Origin of the sequence: Streptosporangium oxazolinicum (assembly GCF_039537505.1) — a bacterium.
GTDB lineage: Bacteria > Actinomycetota > Actinomycetes > Streptosporangiales > Streptosporangiaceae > Streptosporangium > Streptosporangium oxazolinicum.
The window spans coordinates 1-21,840 of record NZ_BAABAQ010000011.1 but is presented as its reverse complement, the minus strand read 5'-3'; the positions used below and the strand labels follow the sequence as shown (position 1 = coordinate 21,840).

General features: G+C 70.4%; 17 protein-coding genes and 1 rRNA gene. 4 read left to right on the top strand and 14 right to left on the bottom strand.

Features of this window, described 5'->3' with window-relative positions:
• Window positions 1-93: 93 nt before the first annotated feature.
• The 10 genes from ABD817_RS26360 to ABD817_RS26315 form a co-directional block, all read right to left on the bottom strand.
• A complete protein-coding gene (locus ABD817_RS26360; RefSeq protein ID WP_344920841.1) occupies window positions 94-1,083 on the bottom strand; it encodes a TerC family protein in 990 nt (329 codons plus the stop codon).
• 597 nt (window positions 1,084-1,680) lie between these two features.
• The gene (locus ABD817_RS26355) at window positions 1,681-2,865 is read right to left on the bottom strand and encodes a glycosyltransferase family 4 protein (protein WP_344920840.1); all 1,185 of its coding nucleotides are present in this window, start codon (window positions 2,863-2,865) and stop codon (window positions 1,681-1,683) included.
• Window positions 2,858-4,507, bottom strand: coding sequence for a murein biosynthesis integral membrane protein MurJ (gene murJ / locus ABD817_RS26350; RefSeq protein WP_344920839.1), 1,650 nt, complete (start codon window positions 4,505-4,507; stop codon window positions 2,858-2,860). The genes ABD817_RS26355 and murJ overlap by 8 nt, the downstream gene beginning before the upstream one ends.
• The gene (locus ABD817_RS26345; RefSeq protein ID WP_344920838.1) at window positions 4,504-5,382 is read right to left on the bottom strand and encodes a hypothetical protein; all 879 of its coding nucleotides are present in this window, start codon (window positions 5,380-5,382) and stop codon (window positions 4,504-4,506) included. The genes murJ and ABD817_RS26345 overlap by 4 nt, the downstream gene beginning before the upstream one ends.
• 4 nt (window positions 5,383-5,386) lie before the next feature.
• Window positions 5,387-6,373: a copper transporter gene (locus tag ABD817_RS26340; RefSeq protein WP_344920837.1), complete on the bottom strand. Its 987-nt coding sequence runs from the start codon at window positions 6,371-6,373 to the stop codon at window positions 5,387-5,389.
• Window positions 6,370-7,581 (bottom strand): putative cytokinetic ring protein SteA, encoded by a 1,212-nt coding sequence (gene steA / locus ABD817_RS26335; protein ID WP_344920836.1) that lies wholly within the window; start codon window positions 7,579-7,581, stop codon window positions 6,370-6,372. The genes ABD817_RS26340 and steA overlap by 4 nt, the downstream gene beginning before the upstream one ends.
• A 170-nt stretch (window positions 7,582-7,751) precedes the next feature.
• On the bottom strand, window positions 7,752-9,464 hold the full coding sequence (gene recN / locus ABD817_RS26330; RefSeq protein WP_344920835.1) for a DNA repair protein RecN: 1,713 nt from the start codon (window positions 9,462-9,464) through the stop codon (window positions 7,752-7,754).
• A 90-nt stretch (window positions 9,465-9,554) separates the two neighbouring features.
• A complete protein-coding gene (locus tag ABD817_RS26325) occupies window positions 9,555-10,460 on the bottom strand; it encodes an NAD kinase (protein WP_344920834.1) in 906 nt (301 codons plus the stop codon).
• A 515-nt stretch (window positions 10,461-10,975) separates the two neighbouring features.
• The gene (locus tag ABD817_RS26320) at window positions 10,976-11,794 is read right to left on the bottom strand and encodes a TlyA family RNA methyltransferase (RefSeq protein WP_344920833.1); all 819 of its coding nucleotides are present in this window, start codon (window positions 11,792-11,794) and stop codon (window positions 10,976-10,978) included.
• Window positions 11,791-12,138 carry a hypothetical protein gene (locus ABD817_RS26315; RefSeq protein WP_344920832.1) on the bottom strand — a complete coding sequence of 116 codons (348 nt, stop codon included), beginning with the start codon at window positions 12,136-12,138 and terminating at the stop codon, window positions 11,791-11,793. The genes ABD817_RS26320 and ABD817_RS26315 overlap by 4 nt, the downstream gene beginning before the upstream one ends.
• A gap of 563 nt (window positions 12,139-12,701) precedes the next feature.
• On the opposite strand from ABD817_RS26315, the gene ABD817_RS26310 reads away from it, so the two are divergent.
• The gene (locus ABD817_RS26310; RefSeq protein WP_344920831.1) at window positions 12,702-13,049 is read left to right on the top strand and encodes an SCP2 sterol-binding domain-containing protein; all 348 of its coding nucleotides are present in this window, start codon (window positions 12,702-12,704) and stop codon (window positions 13,047-13,049) included.
• Between the two features lie 128 nt (window positions 13,050-13,177).
• On the opposite strand, the gene ABD817_RS26305 is transcribed toward ABD817_RS26310, so the two are convergent.
• Together ABD817_RS26305 and ABD817_RS26300 are read right to left on the bottom strand one after the other, a co-directional pair.
• The gene (locus tag ABD817_RS26305) at window positions 13,178-14,197 is read right to left on the bottom strand and encodes an HAD-IIA family hydrolase (RefSeq protein ID WP_344920830.1); all 1,020 of its coding nucleotides are present in this window, start codon (window positions 14,195-14,197) and stop codon (window positions 13,178-13,180) included.
• 273 nt (window positions 14,198-14,470) lie between these two features.
• Entirely contained in the window at window positions 14,471-14,902 is a 432-nt protein-coding gene (locus ABD817_RS26300; protein ID WP_344920829.1) for a tetratricopeptide repeat protein, read from the bottom strand.
• Window positions 14,903-15,013: 111 nt separating this feature from the next.
• Between ABD817_RS26300 and ABD817_RS26295 the strand changes: the two genes are divergently transcribed.
• Both ABD817_RS26295 and ABD817_RS26290 read left to right on the top strand, forming a co-directional pair.
• Window positions 15,014-16,609, top strand: coding sequence for a DUF1015 family protein (locus ABD817_RS26295; RefSeq protein ID WP_425583411.1), 1,596 nt, complete (start codon window positions 15,014-15,016; stop codon window positions 16,607-16,609).
• An 804-nt stretch (window positions 16,610-17,413) separates the two neighbouring features.
• Window positions 17,414-18,352 carry an MBL fold metallo-hydrolase gene (locus tag ABD817_RS26290; RefSeq protein ID WP_425583410.1) on the top strand — a complete coding sequence of 313 codons (939 nt, stop codon included), beginning with the start codon at window positions 17,414-17,416 and terminating at the stop codon, window positions 18,350-18,352.
• A gap of 96 nt (window positions 18,353-18,448) precedes the next feature.
• Here the strand turns inward: ABD817_RS26290 and ABD817_RS26285 are convergent, their stop codons facing one another.
• Entirely contained in the window at window positions 18,449-19,477 is a 1,029-nt protein-coding gene (locus ABD817_RS26285) for a hypothetical protein (protein ID WP_344920826.1), read from the bottom strand.
• Here ABD817_RS26285 and ABD817_RS26280 point away from each other — a divergent pair.
• Window positions 19,424-21,043, top strand: a complete 1,620-nt coding sequence (locus tag ABD817_RS26280; RefSeq protein ID WP_344920825.1) for a hypothetical protein — start codon at window positions 19,424-19,426, stop codon at window positions 21,041-21,043. The genes ABD817_RS26285 and ABD817_RS26280 overlap by 54 nt on opposite strands.
• A 687-nt stretch (window positions 21,044-21,730) precedes the next feature.
• Here ABD817_RS26280 and rrf read toward each other — a convergent pair.
• Window positions 21,731-21,840: ribosomal RNA gene (rrf, locus tag ABD817_RS26275) — 5S ribosomal RNA — on the bottom strand; the annotation flags it as partial.

Below are 21,840 nucleotides of genomic sequence, written 5' to 3'. Positions count from 1 at the left end.
GGTATGTCTACCTGCTCTGGGGCAGGATGTTACCCATCTCTTAGCCCTTATAAGGCGCAATGAGACAAGCAAAGCGCCTCACACGCCGATTCGCTAGCCCTGCTCGACACTCGCCGGGGTGGTGTTTTCCTTGCCCGCGCGGATGTCACGCCGAGCCTTCGCAAGGCTGATCACGGTGGTGACGATCATCGTGACGACGATGACCGACAGGGACAACCAGATCGGCACCTCGGGGGCCCAGGAGACACCGCTGGAGTGCAGCGCCTCGAGGATCAGCTTAACCCCGATGAAACCAAGGATGAACGCAAGACCGTAGCTGAGGTAGACCAGTCGCTGGAGCAGGCCACCCAGCAGGAAGTAAAGCTGGCGCAGGCCCATGAGGGCGAACGCGTTCGCGGTGAAGACGATGAAGGCGTCGGTGGTCAGGCCGAAGATCGCCGGGATCGAGTCGAGCGCGAACAGCAGGTCGGTGGTGCCGATGGCGATCATGACGATCAGCAGCGGGGTGACCATCCGCTTGCCGTCGACCTTTACAATGATCTTGGAGCCCACGTAGTTGTCGGTGTGCGGCAGCACCCGCCGGGCCCACCGCAGGACCGCGTTCTCCTCGACCGACTCCTCCTCGCCGAACTGGCGGACGAGCTGCACCGCGGTGTAGATCAGGAACAGGCCGAAGACGTAGAACAGCCAGCCGAAATTGGCCAGGGCCGCGGCGCCGATCGCGATGAAGATGCCGCGCATGACCAGCGCCATCAGAATGCCGATCAGGAGCACCTTGTGCTGGTACATCTTCGGCACCGCGAAGCGGGTCATGATGATGTAGAAAACGAAGAGGTTGTCGATACTCAGGCTGTACTCGGTGAGATACCCGGCGAAGAACTGGCCTCCGGGGGTGGGACCGGCGACGATCAACAGCATGATGCCGAAGAGCACAGCGAGCGTGACGTAGAAGCCGACCCAGAACCCGGCCTGCCTGAAGGAGAACTCTCGGGGTTCGCCCCTGTCGACGATCCACAGGTCGAAGGCGAGGACGACGAGGAGGCCGCCGATGACGGCGAACCATGCCCACACGGGAACACTCACGTTTGATAAACCTCCGGCGGCGCGCACGACTGACTGCCGGAGGTCTCTCCCGCCCGCGTGAGACCGCGCCGATGTGAAATCGGTGGACGGTCACGGACCGACAGCCCCGGGGGCCTCGTGGAGCGAGGCAACACCGTGATGACGAGACTGTCACGAAGGGATACTCCCCCCCTAACCACGCCAGTATAGGCGTCCGGCATGGCGTCGCCTAATCCAACCTTGCGACACCCTCGCTTGTTCCCCCTAACCCCGGAATCGCCCGTCACCGGCCCCTTCACGCTCTTTCAGCCCCGGAAGGGCACGGGCATCGCTTCCCCAGCTCCCCGAAGGAAACCGACATAAGCCGCAAATTCCCCCCCGTTCCCCGAGAAGGGCACAGCACGGACCGCCCCCGATAACCGCGTCCCCTTCGGGCGACGACATCGCGCGGGAAGGCGCGACACGAACCCCACACGCGACACGCGACGCGAACCCCACACCCCGCACGCGGTACGAACCACGAACCGCAGCACGCGGTACGAACCGCGAACACCCTCACACGGCACGGACCGCGACCCCCCCCCACGCGCGGCCGGACCGCGAGCACCGTCCGCGCGCTCAGCCCGAGAGTCCCGTGTAGACCGCGAGCACCGCCTCAAGCGCCTCCGGCTCGCCCGGCAGCTCACGGCCTCGCCGGGCGGCGGCACCGGCCAGTCTCTCCGCGAGGCCGTCGTCGGCGAGCACCCTCGCGACCGCGTCGCGCATCGCGGCGACGTCCCCGTACGGCACCAGCAGCCCGGCCTCGCCCACCATCCCCGGGACGCCGCCCACCGCGGTGGCGACGACCGCAGTGCCCGCCCGCAGGGCCTCCTGCACGGTGAGCGGCTGTCCCTCCCAGCGGCTCGGCACCACCAACGCCCTCGCCACCCCGAGCAGATCCCCCACGTCGGCGCGGTCGCCGAGCAGCCGCACCGGCAGGTTCTCCCTGTCGATCCGCGCTCGCAGCTCCCCCCGCAGCGGACCCTCCCCCGCCACCAGGAACACGACCTCGGGCGCCCGCTCCCGCGAGCCCCGTCCGCGCACGGATTCCGTCAGGCCCGGCACCGGCTCGGCCTCCACCGAACCCGACGCGGCCCCCGCGCCCCCACGAACCTCCCGCAGGGCCTTCGCGACGTCGAGCAGGGTCTCCAGGCCCTTCTGCTGGGCGAGCCTCGCGACCGTCAAGAAGATCACCCGATCACCCGTGCCGAGCTCTCGCCGTACGTCGCCGGGTTCGCGCCCCGAAGGGGGCAGCGGGGGCGCGGGAACGACGGCGGCCTCGACCCGCCCGGCCCCCAGGCGGGTCATCCGCTCCCCCAGGTCCGGGGAGACGACCAGGATCCGGTCGGCGCGACGGGCCACGATCCGTTCCAGGAGACCGTAGACGGCACCGATCGCACCGCCCGAGGTGACGGCGTTGTGCAGGGTCACCACCAGGCCGGTCCCGGTCCCGGCCAGCGCGATCGCCGCCAGGGCCCCGGCCCGTAGCCCGTGGGCGTGCACGGCGTCCGCCCCGCGCAGTGCCCGGAGCGCGAGGACCGCCCGCAGGTCGTCGGCCGGGCGAGGCCGGTCGGAGATCGGCACGGGCACGAAACGCGCGCCGAGGGCGGCGAAGCCGAAGGCGCGCTCCGTACTCGGCGGACCCGCCACGACCACCCGGTGGCCGCCGCGCACCAGCCCTCCGGCCAGCATGGCCACGTGCCGGCCGACCCCTCCCGTGCTCGTCCCCAGCACGAGTGCCACGCGCCTGCCCTGATCACTCATCGGAACGGATCCCCTCCCTCGCGGACCCCCGGCGGAGCCTCGCCAGCAGCGCCTGGGCGTCCTGCCTGTCGATCGTCATCGCCACGGCCGCGAACACGGCCACCCCGGCCACACCCGCGGCGAGCCCGACCGCCACGGACTCCCACGTGGAGACCGCGCCGAAGACGCCGACCAGGGCGAGCCCCGCCCCCCAGGCCGAGGCGCCGCCGGTCAGGGTCGCCAGGAGGGTGCGCGGCGTCCCGGCCAGCGCGGACGCGCCCCTGGCGCGGAGAACCGCGACGGTGAGAAGCACCCCGCCGACGGTCATGCCGACGGTGCTGCCCAGCGCCAGCTGCCCGACCACATCGGCCCGATCCCCTGCGGTGTGGGCGAGCACGATCTGGGCCACCAGCGCGACGGCCCATCCGGTCACCGAGGCGACGGCCGCCGACCGGCCCCGCCCGCAGGAGTACAGGACGCGGGCCAGGTGCAGCATGAGCGCGTACCCGAGCAGGCCCGGCGCGAACAGCGCGACGCCCCTGGCCATCTCGGCCGGGTCGCCGCCCGCGGTCCCCTTCAGGAACACCTGCGACACCGGCACCGCGACCGCCGCCATCACCCCGGCCGCGAGCCCCGTCACCAGGAGGACGATCCGGGTGGTGGAGGCGGTGAGGGCGTCGAACCCCGGGGTGTCCCCCTCGGCCGCCCGGGTGGACAGCACCGGGAACGAACTGGTGGCGATCGGCATCACGAGCACCGCGTACGGCAGCTGGTACAGCGCCCAGGCGTAGGTGTAGGCGGCGATCGCACCCTCGCCGCCCAGGTTGTTGGCGAGGCGGATGACGACGATCAGCGTGACCTGCTGCGCGATCAGCACGGCGAGACCCGCGGTGGCGAGCCGCCGCGCCGTCGCCGCGACGCCCGGCGGAAACGTCAGCGCGGGCCGCAGCCGGAGCCCGAGCCGGGACACCGGCCCGACGACGGTGAGCACCATCGCGGCGGCGGCGACGGTCGCGCCGAGGGAGAGCGACAGCTGCCCGGCGCCGTTCAAAGCCGACAGGTCCTTGGCGGCGTCCTCGTTGACCACCTCGAACAGCAGGTTGGAGCCGACGATGAGCAGGCTGGAGACCAGCGGCGCCAGGGCCGGGCCCATGAACCGCCGGTGGGCCTGGAGCACTCCGTACAGCACCACGGCCAGGCCGAAGAAGATCATCCGAGGGGCGAAGACGACGAGCATGCCGGTGCCGGCCTCGACGACGCCGGCCAGGTCGCACGGGGCGGGATCGCCCACGAGCAGCGCGACGATCGGCCCGGCGAACGCGACGATGAGCAGCGTCAGCGGCACCAGGACGAGCATCGCCCAGGTGAGCAGCGCCGAGGTGGTCCTGCTCACCTCCGCCCTGGCCTCGGGGTCGTCGTCCGACCTGGAGGCCGCCGAGGCCAGCACCGGCACCACCATCCCGGCCAGCACGCCGCCCGCCACCAGCTCGAAGACGATGTTGGGCACGTAGTTGGCGGTGTTGTAGGCGGTGCCCAGGCAGCTGTTGCCGACGCTCTGCGACTGGACGAGATAGCGGCCGAAGCCGACGAGCCGGGCCAGGACGGTCACGACTCCGATGAGGAGTGCCGCTCCCGCCACTCCCCGCGCGATCCTCGTGCTCATCGGGAGGTGGGTGCCTGCTCCACAGGGCGACGACCCAGCATGTCGAGGCGGTTCAGGACGAAGTTGCCCGCGATCACCTTGGTGAAGCTGATCTTCTCCGAGGCGGCGGTGAGCGCGACCACGGTGCCGAGGGCGACCAGACGCCCGGGTCGGCCCAGGGTGACGGCGGCGGCCAGGCCGAGGAGCGCGCCCAGCGCGTTGGCCCCCGCGTCGCCGAGCATCGCCCGCTCGCCGAGGTCCTCGGGCAGCAGCGCGGCGGCGGCCCCCATGGGGAGCGCGACCAGGGTGGCCGGGACCGGATCGTCACCGAGCAGCCCGGCGGCGAGCAGGGGCGCGCCGGCGAGCAGGCCCACCTTGACGGCACGCCCTGGCCGCAGGTCGAAGAGGTTGGCCAGGTTGGCGCTCCCGGCGATCAACACGCCGTTGACGGCGACGTCGAGGGGGCCCGAGGAGGTGAGGGCGGCGGCGGCCAGGCCGGTCGCGCCAATGCCGAGGATCTTCACGGCCCCGCTGGTGACCTCGCCCTTGGCCAGGGCGCTCAGATGCCCCCTGAACCCCTTGGACGAGGTCGCGCCGTACAGGTCGTCGTAGGCTCCGAGCCCACCGCCGCCCGCCACCGCGAGCAGCGCCGCCACGCGGACGCCGCCGGGCAGCCCGGGGAGCACGGCCGCGGCGGCACCGGCTCCGGCGACGAACGCCGGACCTTCGAGCAGGGTGATCGGCTCGCCCCGGTGGTTCGTGCGGGCCCAGGTCTCCGCGTCGCCGACCGGGGGCCTGCGGGTGAAGGCGGCGTACGCGGCACGCGCGGCGACCGCGCCGAGGAAAGCGCTGGCGAGGGCACCCGCGAGGGCGCGGGGAAAAGCGCGACGAGCCATCGGGTCATCCTCCGGAGGTGGCCGTGGCGGCCGTGGTGGTGGCCGTGGGGGTCGGCGTCGCGCTGGGCTCGATGCCGGAGACGCCGGGGCCGATGCCGTACTGGCCGGCCAGCCCGGTGAGTTGCTCTCGGAGAGCGTAGACCACTACGACCCGTCCCGAGGGCATATCGGCGGTGTCGACGCTGGAGACCCTCTCCGTGAAGGCCGCGTCCTCGCGGAGCGCGGTGATCACCCCGCCGGGCGCGGCGGAGGTCTGCGTACCGGCCAGCACGGTGCCCTGGCCCGCGTCGTCGAGGCCGAGCGCCAGCGTCACGAGCGCGCCCGCCTGCTCGCCCGCGGTCTCCCCGGTGTACGCCTCCGCCGGGGCGATCACCAGGGCCGCGTCCGCGCGCTTGGCGGGCTCGTCGGTGACGGTGAGCAGCCCGCCGCGCTGGAAGGCGTCGAGGATGCCGGCCCCGGCCGGGTGTTCCTTGCCCACCTGGCTGGAGTCGCTGGTCAGGATGGCGCCGGCGAGCACCTCGGCCGCCTTGTCGTACGCCGTGTCCTCCACGGAGAAGACGGTCTCGGCGGCCTTGGCCCCGACGGCCAGCTTGTCGACGAAGCCCGCCTGGGCGGGATCGGTGAACCGCTCGGTGAGGGTGATCCGGCCGGTCACGCTCCCCCCGGCCTCCTCGATCACCTGCTGCGCCGCCTCGCGCACGCTCGCCGTGCTGCCCGGGGCCTCGACGATCACAATGCTCTTGCCGACGAGCGCGTCCCGGACCAGCCGGGAGGTGTCGCCGATCACGAAGGCGTCGTTGGCGGCCTCGCGCCTCTGCAGGGCGTCCACCTGGTCGCGGAGCTCGTTGTTGCCCTCGCGGAGCTGGTTGGCCAGCGACTCGCTCGCCTTGATGACGGGGTCTTCGAGCAGGGTGGTGCCGAGCACGATACCGACCGACAGCGCGAGGAAGATCGCGACGATGGAGACGAGGTGATAGCGGAAATCGATCACGAGAAGAGTCCGACCAGCCAGAAGATGAAGCCGCTCCAGATATCGCGGACGCTGTCCAGCCAGATCTTGCCCACCGGGGAGACGACGATCGCCACTCCCATGGTGATCAGCGTGGTCGCGACGAGCAGGAGCAGGGACGGTGTGGAGATCCGGCTGCGGTAGAGCCGGCTGACGCCTTTCGCGTCGACGAGTTTGCTGCCCACCCGCAGGCGGGTGAGGAAGGTGCTGGCCATGCCGGAGCGGCCCTTGTCGAGGAACTCCACCAGGGTCGCGTGGGTGCCGACGGCGACGATGAGATCGGCGCCCTTGTCGTCGGCGAGCAGCATGGCGATGTCCTCGCTGGTGCCGATCGCCGGGAAGAGCACCGCGGTGCGGCCCAGCTGCTGGACCCGCTCCAGCCCCGGCGCCCTGCCGTCGCGGTAGGCGTGCACGACCAGCTCGGCGCCGGTGGTGAGCGCCTTGGTGGAGACCGAGTCGAAGTCTCCGACGATGATGTCGGGCAGGTATCCGGCCTCCAGCAGCGCGTCGGCACCGCCGTCCACCCCGATCATGATCGGACGGTATTCGCGGATGTAGGGGCGGAGGGCCGCGATGTCCTCCTTGTAGTGGTAACCGCGCACCACGATGAGGACGTGCCTGCCCTCCATGACGGTCCGGACGTCGGGGACGCCGATCCCGTCGATGAGGAGGTCGCGCTCGCGGCGGACGTACTCCATGGTGTTGGCCGCGAACGCCTCGATCTGCACGGTCAGCCCGGCCCGCGCCTCGCTCATCGCGGCCTCGACGGACTCGGCCGTCTGCACGTCGCCCTTGCCGACCGTCTCGTCGTCGAGGTAGATGACGCCCTCGTGCAGCCTGACCAGGTCGCCGTCCTTGATCCGCTCGAACAGCTCGGGGGTGGCGTTGTCGATGAACGGCACCCCGGCGTCGACGATGATCTGCGGGCCCAGGTTGGGGTAGCGGCCGCTGATGCCGGAGGCGACGTTGACAACACCCGCCGCGCCGCACGCGACAAGAGCCTCCGCGCTCACCCGGTCAACGTCAACGTGATCGATAATCGCGATTTCCCCGGCCCTGAGGCGCTTGGTCAGCCTCTTGGTCCGCCGATCGATTCTCGCCACTGCCGTCACCCCGGGAAGGTCCGTGACCTTCCTGTGGCGGAGGTACCTCGTGAGCCTGTCTTGAAGCCCGTCAATCGGCACCTTCATCACGCCCATCCTGCCAGAGGGAACGACCGGGCGAGCCAAACAGTCGGCAGCGTGTTAGATACGTCACCCGAGACCCCCGGCACCTGCTCCCCTTAAACACGAGAATTACTCCTTCAGCCCCCCGCGTACTCTCTTCACTCCTTTATCCGGCTTGTTCAGCCTGTTCCAGGTCACGCCTTGTCGGCGGCGGCGATCGACAGGAGCTCCTCGGCGTGCGCGCGGCCCAGCTCGGAATCCTCGAGCCCGGCGAGCATGCGGGAGAGCTCCCGCGCCCTGCCGTCCTTGTCGAGGGCGATCACGCCGCTGCGCACCACGCTCCCGTCGTCGGCCTTCTCCACCACGAGGTGTTGGTCGGCGAAGGCCGCGACCTGCGGGAGGTGGGTGACGACGATCACCTGGGAGGTGCGGGCCAGCCGCGCCAGCCTGCGGCCGATCTCCACCGCGGCCTTGCCGCCCACCCCCGCGTCGACCTCGTCGAAGACGAACGTCGGGACCGGGTCGGCACCGGCGAACACCACCTCGATGGCGAGCATCACCCGGCTCAGCTCACCTCCGGAGGCGCCCTTGTTCAGCGGCAGGAGCGGGGAGGCCGGATGCGGCGCCATGCGCAGCTCGACCTCGTCGACGCCCTGCGGACCGAACTCGGGGGCGGCGGTGATGACGACCACCACCCTGGCGTGCGGCATGGCCAGCGCGGTGAGCTCCTCGGTCACGGCCCGCCCGAACCGCTCCGCGGCCGCCGTCCTGACCCGGGTCAGCTCGGCGGCCAGCTCGGTGAGGCGCTCGGTGAGCTCCTCGTGCTCGCGGGTGAGCTCGCCGATGCGGTCGTCGTCGCCGTCGAGCTCCGCCACCCGGGCGGCGGCCCGCGCGGCCCAGGCGAGCACCTCCGCGGTGTCCTGGCCGTATTTGCGGATGACGTGGATGAGCACGGCCCGCCGCTCCTGCACGACCGCGAGCCGGCCCGGGTCGGCGTCGACCGACTCGGCGTACGCGGCCAGCTCGGTGGCGACGTCGGAGATCAGATAGCCAGCCTCCGCGAGGCGGTCGGCGATCCCGGCGAGCGAGGGGTCGAAGTCGCGCACCGCCTCCACGGCCGCGCGGGCCTCGCCGACCAGCGCGATGGCGTCCGGCATGGCCTGCTCACCGGCGAACGGGTCGCCGAGCAGCGCCCGGTGCGCCGTCTCCGCGGCGCCCCTGAGGGAGTCGGCGTGGGAGAGCCGCTCCTCCTCCTCGCGCAGCTCGATCTCCTCGCCGGGCTTGGGGTCGGCCTTCTCGACCTCGCCGAGCCCGAACCTGAGCTGGTCGGCCTCCTGGGCCCGCTCCCTGGCCCTGGTGGTCAGCTCGGCCAGCTGCTCCGCGGTCTTCCGGTGCCGCTTGTAGGCCTGCTCGTAGGCGCGCAGCGGCTTGACCAGCTCCTCACCGGCGTAGCGGTCGAGGGCGGCCCGCTGGCGGCCGGGCTGCAGCAGCCGCTGCTGGTCCATCTGGCCGTGCACGGCCACCAGGTCCTCGGCCAGGTAGGTGAGCGTGCCCACGGGGACGGTCCGCCCGCCCAGCCAGGCGCGGCTGCGCCCCTCGACGGAGACCGACCGCGAAATGATCAGCTCGCCGTCCTCGACCACGCCGCCCACGTCCTGCACCTGCTGGGCGACCCGCCCCGCCGGGTCGACGATCAGCGTGCCCTCGATGGTGGTCTTGCCTGAGCCGGGACGGACACGGGCGGGGTCGGCACGGCCACCGAACAGCAGCCCCAGACCGGTCACCACCATCGTCTTACCGGCGCCCGTCTCGCCCGTGACCACGGTGAATCCCGGCGCCAGCACCAGGACGGCCTCATCGATCACGCCGAGCCCCTGGATGCGGACCTCCTCGACTCCAGGTCGCACTGGTCCCTCCCGTCACATCGAATTCACCGAACATCAGTGCGGTGCGCGGGCACGATCCTACGCGCTTGAGGCGTCGCCCGCCCGGACGAACTAGGGCCTCACACGACCTCGCCAACCCTGTACGGGGAGATCGAACTTGGCGACCAGCCTGTCGGTGAACGGCGCCCCAGTGTCCTCCAGGCCGTGCAGCCGCGCCAGCCGTACCGGCAGTTCGGCCCGCCGGAGCTCCACCCTCGCCCCGGCGGGCAGGTCGAACCTGCGGCGGCCGTCGCACCACAGCACCGCGCCCGCCGTCTCCGTCTGGACCTCCAGCGCCAGCTTGGAACGGGGCGAGACCACCAGGGGCCGGGCGAACAGAGCGTGAGCGCTGATGGGGACCAGTAGCAGCGCCTCCACCTCGGGCCACACGACCGGGCCCCCGGCGGAGAAGGCGTACGCGGTCGAGCCGGTCGGTGTGGCGCAGATCACTCCGTCGCATCCCCAGCGCGACAGCGGGCGCCCGTCGATCTCGGCGACCACCTCGAGCATCCGCTCGCTCTTCTCGACGGTGACCTCGTTCAGCGCCCAGCTGTCGGCCAGCAGGTTGCCGTTGAGGCGGGCGGTGACCTCGATGGTCATCCGCTCCTCGACGTCGTAGCGGCCGTCCACCACACTGTCGACCGCCTCCGCCAGGTCCTCCACCTCGGCCTCGGCCAGGAAGCCCACGTGACCGAGGTTGACCCCCAGCAGCGGCACCCCCGCCGGGCGGGCGAGCTCGGCCGCCCGCAGGAGGCTGCCGTCGCCGCCGAGCACGATTATCATCTCGGCGGCGTCGACCGCCGCCGAACCCGCGGGTACCACGTCGGTGCCCGCGCAGGCGATCTCGTCGGCCTCGGCGTTGAGGACGCGCACGATCAACCCGGCGTCCACGAACCGCTGGATCACCATCCGGGCGCTGTCGACGGCCGCCGCCCGCCCGGTGTGCGCGGTGACCAGCACGGTGCGCTTGGCAGTCATCGACTCTCCTTGAGCGTGGAAACCCCCGCCCCGGGGCGGGGGAGGAAACGCGGCGCGGCGCCGCGCGGTTCGGTACCGTCCCCGGCGGCGACGACCGTGCCGCCACGAGCGCGACCGGCGATGTCCTCGCCGCCACGAGCGTAACCGGCGACATCTCCGCCGCCACGACTGCGACCGGGGATGTCCTCGCCGACGGACCGATGGAGAGATGAAACGCCTGTGGATCTGGTGCGGGACCTCAAGGGATTTCTCCTGGCGGGCGACCGGTGGTGAATCGGGAACTCTCAGGGGTGATCGTGGGGATCCCCTCCGTCCAGGGAAGGGAGGATGTCAAGTCTCCACTTTCTCGGGTCTACGGGGACCTCGGGTCATCGGGGGCGGGTGACCAGGTATCCGGGACTGGGGTGGTCCGGAGCCGGGTGACCATCCGGGGCCGGGCGACCGTCCAGGGACTCGGGTGACCAGGTGATCCGGGGCCAGGAGGGCCGGAGGGCCGGAGGGCCGGGGAGTCCCACCTATCGAGGGCCTTCCGCCACCGCTCGCTCGATCTCCGCGTCAAGATCGGAGACCGGCGGAGCACCCTCTCCCTTGCCCAGCCAGATGACGTACTCGACGTTGCCGGACGGACCAGGCAGCGGGCTCGCGGTGACCCCCCGCACGGTCAGGCCGAGCGTCCGCGCGGCTTCGGCCACGTCCCGTACGGCCCCGGCGCGGAGCTCCGGGTCGCGGACGACCCCGCCCGCGCCGACTCGCTCCCTGCCGACCTCGAACTGGGGTTTGACCAGCATCGCGAAGTCGGCCCGCTCCGCGGCGCACAGGGCCAGGGCCGGCAACACCAGGCGCAGGGAGATGAAGGAGAGGTCACCGACGATCAGCGTGGGCGCCTCGCCGACCATGTCGGGTTTCAGGTCCCTGACGTTGACCCGTTCCATGACCGTGACCCTGTCGTCGGTCCGCAGCGACCACGCGAGCTGGCCGTACCCGACGTCGACGGCGAGGACGTGGGCCGCTCCGGCGCGCAGCAGCACGTCGGTGAAGCCCCCGGTCGAGGCCCCCGCGTCCAGGCAGCGACGCCCCTCGACGGTGAGGCCGAGGGGGCCGAAGGCCTCCAGTGCGCCGAGGAGCTTGTGCGCGCCCCGCGAGACGTAGTCGGGGCCCTCCGCCGCCTCCACGACCACGATCGCCGAGGCCGTGTCGACCTGGGTCGCGGGCTTGGCGGCCACCTGGCCGCCGACGCTGACCCGACCGGCCTCGATGAGCTGGGCCGCCTGTTCCCGGGACCGCGCCAGTTTCCGGCGGACGAGCTCGCTGTCGAGGCGTGACCGGCGGCTCACGGGCGCCGGTCCCAGGGGCCGTCCACCGAGTCGTCCCCCTGCCCCGGAACATCGTGCGGTGAGGCTGTTTCCCGCCCTGGGGTGCCGTGCGCCGGGGCGATGGACCGCCCTGAGGCATCGTCCGGCGAGGCGGTCACCCGTCCCGGGATGTCGTCGGCCACGGCGGATTCCCGCGCCGTGGCGCCGTTCACCGCGGCGAGCGCCTGTTCCAGCCCGGTGAACACCTCCTCGAAGACGTCCGCGTGCGCGGAGACGGGCAGGGCGCCGAGACGGGTGAGCCCGCCCAGCGCGGCGTCCGCCCGCTCGTCGCCCGTCTCGCCCGTCTCCTCCAGCAGGTCCGTCATACGCCCCCTCCGGAACCGCTCCTGGCCGCCTGGCCGTCATGGCCGTCTCCGCGGCCCTCGCCGCCGTACGAGCACGACGCTCGTCGGCGCCGCGCCGGTGAATTCCCCGACCGTATCGGAACCCGCGCCCCTCGTCGCCCCGGCGGGCTTTCCCGTCTTTCCTGCCCTCCCGTGCCCGTACTCGCGGACGCCCCGCTTCTATGGCCTTTTCCCGGGCCACACCACGAACCCGGCCACCGCTGTCCTTTCCGACGCCGAACCGCCCAGCACGGACCGGTCCAGCACCGGCCAATCCAACGCGGGCGGGTCCAGCACGGGCGAGGAGGGAAGGGATTCTCCAAAGATGGGTAAACCGTGAACTATCACGGGGACCTCGCTCGTTGTCATTCCATTAAGGTCGGCGACCGCCAACACATAGTCTCGCGACGTTTCGGACGCCATGGCAGAAGCCTCTTTCTCCGGCACACCCCCGCGCCGGATTGCATGCCGTGCCCATGTGGAACGCTACCGTCCGTACCTGAAAGGGATTCGGATCGGTCAGGGAGAGAAGGGAGCGCCACGCGATGGCGACCGTCGACGAGTGCCGGGTGGCACTGCGCAAACTCGGCGAGCAGTTCGACGAGGTTGATCAGGAGAGCCGCGCCAAGCACGTGGTCGAGCGCAGCATCAGCTGCCACGTCAAGGATCTCGGCGTCACCTTCTACGGCCACATCCACCACGGCGGCCTCGGCCCCTTCGAGGATCTGTCCCCGGACGACGACAGGCAGGCCGAAGTGAAACTGACCATCGGCAGCGACGATCTCGTCTCGCTGGTCAACGGGGATCTCGACATGGGACGGGCCGTTTTCGGCGGCCGGGTCAAGGTCGACGCCAGCTTCGGCGACCTTCTCCGCCTGCGCAAGCTCCTCTGAGGATCCCGCCCGAGGGCGGGATCACGCGGGCGGAGGGCCCCGGAGACCGACGTCCGGCTCGGCATCAGGGGGGCACGTGAGATCACATGGGGTCACGTGGCGGGGGCACGGGGGCTGAGGCCGCCGTCTCAGCCGGAGCGCGAGGTTCGCGGCGAGAGCGCGGAGTCGAGCGCCGCCTTCACCGCGTCCTCGTCCGCCCGGCCCTCGCCCGCGGCCTCCCAGGTCGCGGCGGAAGCGGCGCGGAGCCCGTCGATCGGCTCACCCCCGCCTTCGAGGGTGAGGGCGCCCTCCTCCCAGCGGGCCGTCCACCCCTCGCAGGTCCACCCGTCCCCGATCCGCCGTACCTCGGGATAGGGCCGGTGCAGGTCGGACAGATCGGCGGCGACGTAGGTGGGCCGGTGCCGGGGGGCGGCGGTCAGCACGTCGAGCGGGCTCGCCACCCCGGTCAGGACCAGCAGACTGTCCACCCCCGCGTTGGTCGCCCCCTCGATGTCGGTGTCGAGCCTGTCGCCGACCACCAGGGGCCGCTGCGATCCGGTACGGAGCATCGACTCGCGGTGCAGGGGCGGCTCGGGCTTTCCCGCGACGATCGGCGACACCCCTGTCGCCGTGGCGATGACCCTGATCATCGAGCCGTTGCCGGGAAGCTCTCCCCTGCCGGTCGGCATGGTCGAGTCGGCGTTCGCGGCGACGAAGAGGGCTCCCCCTCTCACGGCGAGTGTCCCCTCGGCCAGCAGACCGTAGGAGAGATCGGGAGCGATGCCCTGGACGACCGCGACCGGGCCGTCCAGGGCGGTGCTGACCGGGCGCAGCCCGTGGGCGCGCAGCGCGGTGCGCAACCCCATCCCGCCGACCACCAGCACCGCGGCGCCCGGTTCGACCCGCTCGGCCACGAGCCTCGCGGCGGCCTGGGAGGAGGTCACGACGTCCTCGGCGGCCGCGGGGGCGCCCAGCGCGCGCAGGTGCTGGGCGATGGCGGCGGGGGTGCGTGAGGCGTTGTTGGTGACGTAGGCGAGGCGCACACCACGCTCCGCCGCCCGGCTCAGGGCCTCGGGAGCCGCCGGTACGGGGTCGCGTCCGAGATACACCACCCCGTCGAGGTCGAGGAGAAGAGTGTCATACGGGTCGATCAGCGTATTCGTGTCCACCGGCCTATTTCATCACCCACGTTCCATCACCCGCAGTGATCACATCCGGCGGAACCGCGACGAGCGCCCTGCGCGCCACACCGGCAGGTTGGCATGGATCATCCTGGGCGCATGGAATCACACTAAGAACTTGTACGGGGCACACCCCGCAAGCGCACGGAATCCGGCTAACCCGCACAAAACACACCTCACAGACGCACGGAATCCGGCGGAACAGCACGCGTCACACCTTGCGGGCATACGGGATCCCAGCAACAGGTCAGTACGGATCAATCACATCCTGCGGGCGCGCAACGTGGCGCGAACGCTTTTCAGCGCGGAAACGTAGTGCCGCAGGTCCGGCCGCATCGCGACGGCGATGGCCAGCGGTTCCTGAGCCCCCTCCATGTCCCCGGTACGCCACAGGGCGAGCCCGAGGCCGAAATACGCGTAATCCTCGGCCGGATTGGCGTCGATGATCCAGCGGAAACTGTCGACGGCGTCGGCGTACTGCCGGGAGTTGAACTGCGCTCGGGCGAGGGCCTCCCGGATGCTCCTCGACTCCGGCTCCGCGTCGGCCGCCCGCTCCAGCAGCGCGGCGGCCGCCGCCGGACTGCCCTCGGCCAGCAGCCTCATCCCTCGTTGAAACCATTCGTAGACGTCCCCGGCCGGAGCGCCCGTCTCGGGGCTGGGGGAATCAGACGGACCGCCACGTCCTTGGACCATTATGTGAGGCCTCCTTCATCGACAGACGACAGATCTGGCCGATTCCCTGACGGACCGGGCACCACCGCAGACTCGAAGCGGCCCCCGGCCGTTTCAGGCCTTTATGGCAGCATGCCCTCTATGGCGAATCCTGAACTGCCGATACCCGGCGGGCTGGTGCTGCGCCCGTTCCGGGGCGTACGGTTCACGGTCGACGATCTGGCCGGGGTCACCTCACCGCCTTACGACCTCATCGACGAGGTCGGCGTGCGAAAGCTTCTCGACACCCACCCCAACAACGTGGTGCGTTTGATCCTTCCCGGCACCGACCACCACAGATACGTCGAGGCACGAGAGACGCTTCACCGATGGCTCTCCTCCGGGGTGCTGGCCGCCGACGAGACGCCGGCGGTCTACGTCTACGAGCAGTCGGGCCCCGGGGTCCTGCAGCGCGGGATCATCGGCGACGTGGGCCTGGCCGACCCGGAGCTGCGGATCGTCCTGCCGCACGAGAACGTGATGCCCGGACCTGTCGCCGACCGGCTGGCGCTGATGCGCACCACGGAAGCCAACCTGGAACCCATCTTCCTGCTCTACGACGGCGCGGACGGCGCCACCACCCACCTCGTCGACCACATCGCCGCGTCCCGGCCCCCGCTGGTGGAGGCGGAGACCGGAGACGGGGTCAGGCACCGGCTGTGGGCCGTCACCGACACCGGGGAGCTCGCCTCCATCGACGCCGACCTCCGCCCCCGCCAGGCCCTCATCGCCGACGGGCACCACCGCTACGCCACCTACCTCGCGCTCCAGCGGGAACTCCGTGCCTCCACCACGAGTGATGCCGCGACAGCCATGCCCGTAGAACACGTGACAGCCCTGGAAGCGGTCACCCCCGTGGCGCCCGTGGAACCTGAAGCGGTCACGCCTGTGGAACATGTGGAAACAGTGACGCCTGTGGCATCCGTGGAACCCGTGACAGCCCGAGAAGCGGTCACGCCCGTGAAGCCCCCAGAAGCAGTCGCACCCGTAGAACCTGTAGAACCCCTAGAAGCGGTCACGCCCGTAGAACCCGTGACAGCCGTGGAAGCGGTGGCTCCGGTGAGCTCCGTGAAACCTGGGCCGTGGGATTTCGGCCTTGCGCTCCTGGTGGACTCCAGCGCCTACCCACCGGACCTGAAGGCCATCCATCGGGTCATTCCCGAACTACCGCTTGAGGAGGCACTGGCCAAGGCCAAGGGCTCGTGGCAGGTGCACGACCATGCGGATCTGACCGACGGCCTGGCCGCGCTGGAGGAGACCAGCGGACCGGCTTACCTGCTGTCCGCCGGCGGGTCCACCCACCTTCTCACCAACCCTGACCCCGACCAGCTCGAACACGCCATGCCGTCCGAGCGCTCGGCCGGGTGGCGAGCGCTGAACACCTCGATCCTCGCGGAGTTTCTCCTGCCGAAGGTGTGGGGGATACAGGACGACGAACTGTCGGTGCGCGTCGTCCACCACGACCCGGAGGCCGCCGTACGGCTCGCACAGGCCTCCGGCGGGACCGCGGTGCTGCTGCGCCCACTGGCGGTCGACGATGTGCTCGCGATCGCGGCTCACGGGGAACGGGTGCCTCGCAAGTCCACCTCCTTCGGCCCGAAGCCCAGGACCGGCTTCGTTCTGCGCCTGCTCACCCCGGGACAGACATCCCCCGGGAAGAACCCGCCCTTCGAGAAGCCCGAGTCCTGAGAACCACCGAGTCCTGAGGAGCAAAGGAACCGGAGTCCGGCCGGGCGAGATCCAGACCAACCGGGGTGGGGTCCGGGCCGGTCGAAGTGGCGGGGTCAGGCCCGGTCGAGATGGTGGGGTCCGGCACCGAGGTGAGGCCGGGTCTGGCCGGGGTGATCCGCGACTCCCCACCCTGCCCCGCGCCCTCCTCCCCCGTCTGTCTCGCACTCCCCTCGCCCGCCTGTCCCGTGATCTCCTCCCCTGTCTGCCCCGCGCTCCCCGCCCCCGCCTGCCCCGTGGTCTCCTCCCTCGTCTGGAGACCCTCAGCCACCTTCCTCGCGTGCAGAAGTGAGTGCACCGACCGGAGCGGGGCGGCCACGGGATCCCCCTCGTCACCGGTCAAAATCATGGTGACCTTGCGCTCGAGGCGTCTCACGGAACGCACCTCGACCTCGTAACCGGACGATTTGGCCCCTTCATTTCCCCACCAGCGGCGGCGTAGCGAACCCGTCACCTCGACGATGTCATCGGGCAGCCAACCGGCCACGGCCTCGATGACCTCGGTCTCGAACGACGCGCACGGAATGGTGTCGACCCGGGCGCCACGCCCGCGATGCTGCCGCCGGACGATCAGCCGCCAGGTGCCGAGCGTGCTCCCGCTCCGCAACGACCTGATGTGGGCCACCTCAGGTAGACGGCCAACGAGAATGACCTCGTTACGATCCATGCGATCCTCCCTCGATCCTGCCGGTCGAGGACGACTCTCTACGATGTGAGCTGCGCCGGAAGTGGCCGAATACCGTTCTGTGGATACCGGTTCCAGTTATGAGGTGGCCTGTGGACAACATCACCGCCCTCGGCGGGGACGTCTATGAGATCGACACGAGGATGGCCGGGTACTCCAGCATCACGGCCGGATACCTGATCCTTGGAGACCGCCCCTGCCTGGTGGAGACCGGTACCTCCACCTCCGCTCCCGTGGTGCGCGACGCCCTCACCTCGCTGGGCGTCGGCCCGAGAGATCTCGCCACGGTCGTCGTCACGCACATCCACCTGGATCACGCGGGCGGGGTCGGCGACATCGCCGGTTTCTACCCGGACGCGGAGATCGTGGTTCACGAGAAGGGCGCCCGGCATCTCGCCGACCCATCCAGGCTGATGGCCAGCGCGCGAATGGTCTGGGGCGACAAGCTGGACATCCTGTTCGGCGAGCTCTCCCCCACGGAAGCCTCACGGATTCGCGCGCTCGGCGACACCGACACGATCGACCTCGGCAACGGCCGTACCCTGAACAGCCACTACTCACCGGGGCACGCCAGACATCACGTGGGACTCATCGACTCCGGCACCGGAGACCTCTACGTCGGCGACGCGGCCGGGGTCTACCTTCCGGAGACGAACGACCTGCGTCCTGCCACACCCCCGCCGGACTTCGACCTGGGAACCGCGCTGGACTCGATCGCCCTGTTCAAAGCGCTGGGCCCGCAAAGGCTGCTCTTCAGTCACTACGGACCGGTCGCGGAGGTGGAGGAGATCCTGGGACGCTCCGCCGAGGAGCTTCGCGTCTGGGTCGACCTGACCCGTCAAGCCCGTACGGAGGGCATGGACCTGGACCACGCGGCTGCCATGGTCAGGGAGCGCACCCGCGAGCGTTACGCGGCCCTGCATGCGGACGAGGCGACCGCCGAGCAGTTCGAACTACTGAGCGGCGCCTCGTCCAATGTGGCGGGAATCCTGCACTGGCTGGACCGGATCCAGCCGTAACGACGCGTCCCATGAAGTCCGGGACCGCCATGGAGGTACCTCCCGCATTCCGGGTGGACAGCTCGTCCACCCGGAATGCGGTGAAGGTCCCCGGGACTACTTCTTCTCGGCCTTGCCCCGGCCCTGCTCATCGTCCTCGTCCAGCTCGTCGTCTCCATCGGAGCCGACATCGGAGGCGTCACTGAGAATGTCGCCGAAGTCAGGCTCGATGAAGGCCGGACCGACAGCGCGCTCCACCTTGCCGGGCTTTTCCTCCGCCTTCCGCTCTACATCGACCGTCTCGTTCCCGGAATCCCCGGAGTCCCCGGAATTCCCGGAAGAGCCCCCTTCGCCGGAGGAGCCGTTGTCCGGAGCATCACCGGCAGCGGGCCGGTTCGCACTCAACTCGTCGTCGAAGAGATCATCTTCGGCCTCGATCTCCGCGTCCAGAGCCGCGACGTCGTCGATGTCGGCGTCATCGTCACCGGTGTCGTCATCGCCCTCGGCACCGGCGTCGTCGCGAGGGCGGGTGTCGCCGTCGGCAAATTCCCCGTCCTCGTCGTCGTCCTCTTCGAGATCCTCGATGACAGCGCCCGTCAGCTCCGCGTAGCGCTCGGCCGCGTCGGTCTCGCCGTCCTCGTCGAAGGCCATCGCCCGGCCGAACCACTCCGTGGCCGGCCCCTCGTGACCCGCCGCGGACAGCGCGTCGGCGTAGGCGAAGGCGAGGCGGGCCGACCAGGGCTGGGGACGGGTGTCACGCAGCTCAGGAAGACGCTGGAGGGTGATGACCGCGGCGTCGTTCTGGCCGAGATCCCTCCGGGCACCGGATTCCACGATGGCGAGCTCGATCTTGCCGATGCGGTCGAGCCGCTCGGCCTCCTTGGAGCGGACCAGGTCAAGGGCGCGCTCGGGACGGCCAAGACCGCGCTCGCAGTCAGCCATGATCGGGAGGAACGAATCGGAACCCGTCATCCGGCGAGCCGCGCGCAGATCGCTGAGCGCCTCGGAGAAGTGACCGGCCCGGTAAGCCGCGATGCCGACGGCCTCGCGGATCACTCCGATCCTGGCCGCGAAGCGGCGGGCGACCTTCGTGTGCTCGTACGCCCGCTCCGCGTCGTCCTCGCCAAGGGCCCTCTCGGCCGCCACGAGGTGGCGGGAGATCAGATCCGCGAGGTCAAGCGGGAGGGAACGCAGTTCTTCGCGGATCTCCTTGTCGAGCTCCTCCGCGGTGATGTCCGGGGCGAGCTCGGGCAACTCCTCACGCTGGCCGCTGGGAGCCTCGCCGCCGCCGGACCGGTCATCCCGGCCATAGCGGGTGCGGGACCCCTCAGCGTCACGGTCGCGGTTCCCGAAAGGACGCCCTCCCCCGGGACGGTCGTCACGGTTAAACGGCCTGCGCTCCCCACGGTCGTCGCGATTGAACGACGGACGGCCGGACCCGCGATCGTCACGGTTGAAGGCGGGACGATCACCGCGGTCGCCTCGGTACCCACCGCCGGGACGGTCATCGCGATTGAACGGCCTGCGCTCCCCATCGGGACGCGACCCATAGCGGCCACGAGCCTGGTCACGGTCACCGTACGAACGACGATCCCCACCACGATCATCACGGCCGAACGACGACCGGTCATCACGGTTGAACGACGGACGACCCGAACCACGGTCATCGCGGTTGAACGGCGGACGGTCCCCGCCGCGATCGTCACGGTTGGAGGCGGGACGGTCGCCCCGATACCCACCCCCGGGACGATCGTCGCGATTGAACGGAGGGCGCCCCCCACCAGGACGGTCGTCACGGTTAAACGGCCTGCGCTCCCCACGGTCGTCGCGATTGAACGACGGACGGCCGGACCCGCGATCGTCACGGTTGAAGGCGGGACGATCACCGCGGTCGCCTCGGTACCCACCGCCGGGACGGTCATCGCGATTGAACGGCCTGCGCTCCCCATCGGGACGCGACCCATAGCGGCCACGAGCCTGGTCACGGTCACCGTACGAACGACGATCCCCACCACGATCATCACGGCCGAACGACGACCGGTCATCACGGTTGAACGACGGACGACCCGAACCACGGTCATCGCGGTTGAACGGCGGACGGTCCCCGCCGCGATCGTCACGGTTGGAGGCGGGACGGTCGCCCCGATACCCACCCCCGGGACGATCGTCGCGATTGAACGGAGGGCGCCCCCCACCAGGACGGTCGTCACGGTTAAACGGCCTGCGCTCCCCACGGTCGTCACGGTTGAACGACGGACGGCCGGACCCGCGATCATCACGGTTGAACGACGGCCGGTCCCCGCCACGGTCATCGCGATTGAACGGAGGACGCCCCCCGCCGGGACGGTCATCGCGGTTGAAGGGCCTGCGTTCCCCATCGGGACGCGCCCCATAGCGGCCACGAGCCTGGTCACGGTCACCGTACGAACGACGCTCCCCACCGCGGTCATCACGGTTGAACGGCGGACGGTCCCCACCACGATCGTCACGATTGAAGGACGGACGATCACCGCGATACCCACCGCCGGGACGGTCGTCCCGGTTGAACGACCTGCGCTCACCACGGTCGTCACGGTTGAACGACGGACGACCGGACCCACGGTCGTCACGGTTGTAGGACGGCCGATCGCCACGATCACGGGCTCCGTAGGAACCACCGCGGGACTGGTCACGGTCACCGTAAGGACGCTGACCCTCGCCACGCGGCCCTGAGGGCCTCTGCCCGCTCCGTGGACGGTCGTCGCGGTTGAACGGGGGACGGCCGGACCCACGGTCGTCACGGTTGTAGGACGGTCGGTCGCCACGATCACGAGAGCCGTAAGAACCACTCGAGCGCCCCTCTCGGCGCTCACCGTATCGGGGACCGTCGCCCGGACGTCCCCTGTCACCACCTGCGCGATCGCTACGGTGGCCTCCCTGGCCACCAGATCCGCGGTTTTCGCCCTCTTCGCGTCGGCCCGCGCCCTCAGGCCCGTTGTCACTGTTCACTTCTGGTCCATTTCGTTGGCTCACTCTGCGAGCACGCCCCATCTCCTCGATCGGATGGGACGTTCGCTATACGGGCGGTCTCCGGCCGCGGGGTGCGCCCCGTTCGCTATCGCTGCCCCGCCCTATCGTGGTCTGGCGCGACGAAGGCCACCCGCTGGTGGGATGGCCCGGCCTCTCCAGCCTAGCAAGCCTCTGAAAGTCCATACGCCCTTCCCCCGGCACCCACAAATGATCAAGGCTATCCCGCCGGACCCTTCGTGGACGATTCTGAGAGAACGGCGGAGTCATCTGACTCGTCGGCGAACATATTGCCTTGAGATGCCAGGGGAGCCGAAGGCCGCTCAGCGAACCCCGGTAATGCAAAAAGCATGAAGGGCCCCCACCAACGGTGGAGGCCCTTCATAAACGATTGTCCGGCGGTGACCTACTCTCCCACACCGTCCCCGGTGCAGTACCATCGGCGCTGAAGAGCTTAACTTCCGGGTTCGGAATGTAACCGGGTGTTTCCCCTTCGCCATAAC

What these genes read in the sequence shown, in the direction of transcription:
- ABD817_RS26315 (WP_344920832.1), bottom strand. Translation starts at nt 12,138, where the DNA reads ATGACGGACCTGCTGGAGGAGACGGGCGAGACGGGCGACGAGCGGGCG.
- ABD817_RS26325 (WP_344920834.1), bottom strand. Translation starts at nt 10,460, where the DNA reads ATGACTGCCAAGCGCACCGTGCTGGTCACCGCGCACACCGGGCGGGCG.
- ABD817_RS26300 (WP_344920829.1), bottom strand. Translation starts at nt 14,902, where the DNA reads ATGGTCCAAGGACGTGGCGGTCCGTCTGATTCCCCCAGCCCCGAGACG.
- ABD817_RS26345 (WP_344920838.1), bottom strand. Translation starts at nt 5,382, where the DNA reads ATGGCTCGTCGCGCTTTTCCCCGCGCCCTCGCGGGTGCCCTCGCCAGC.
- steA (WP_344920836.1), bottom strand. Translation starts at nt 7,581, where the DNA reads ATGAAGGTGCCGATTGACGGGCTTCAAGACAGGCTCACGAGGTACCTC.
- ABD817_RS26355 (WP_344920840.1), bottom strand. Translation starts at nt 2,865, where the DNA reads ATGAGTGATCAGGGCAGGCGCGTGGCACTCGTGCTGGGGACGAGCACG.
- ABD817_RS26310 (WP_344920831.1), top strand. Translation starts at nt 12,702, where the DNA reads ATGGCGACCGTCGACGAGTGCCGGGTGGCACTGCGCAAACTCGGCGAG.
- murJ (WP_344920839.1), bottom strand. Translation starts at nt 4,507, where the DNA reads ATGAGCACGAGGATCGCGCGGGGAGTGGCGGGAGCGGCACTCCTCATC.
- ABD817_RS26290 (WP_425583410.1), top strand. Translation starts at nt 17,414, where the DNA reads ATGAGGTGGCCTGTGGACAACATCACCGCCCTCGGCGGGGACGTCTAT.
- ABD817_RS26295 (WP_425583411.1), top strand. Translation starts at nt 15,014, where the DNA reads ATGCCCTCTATGGCGAATCCTGAACTGCCGATACCCGGCGGGCTGGTG.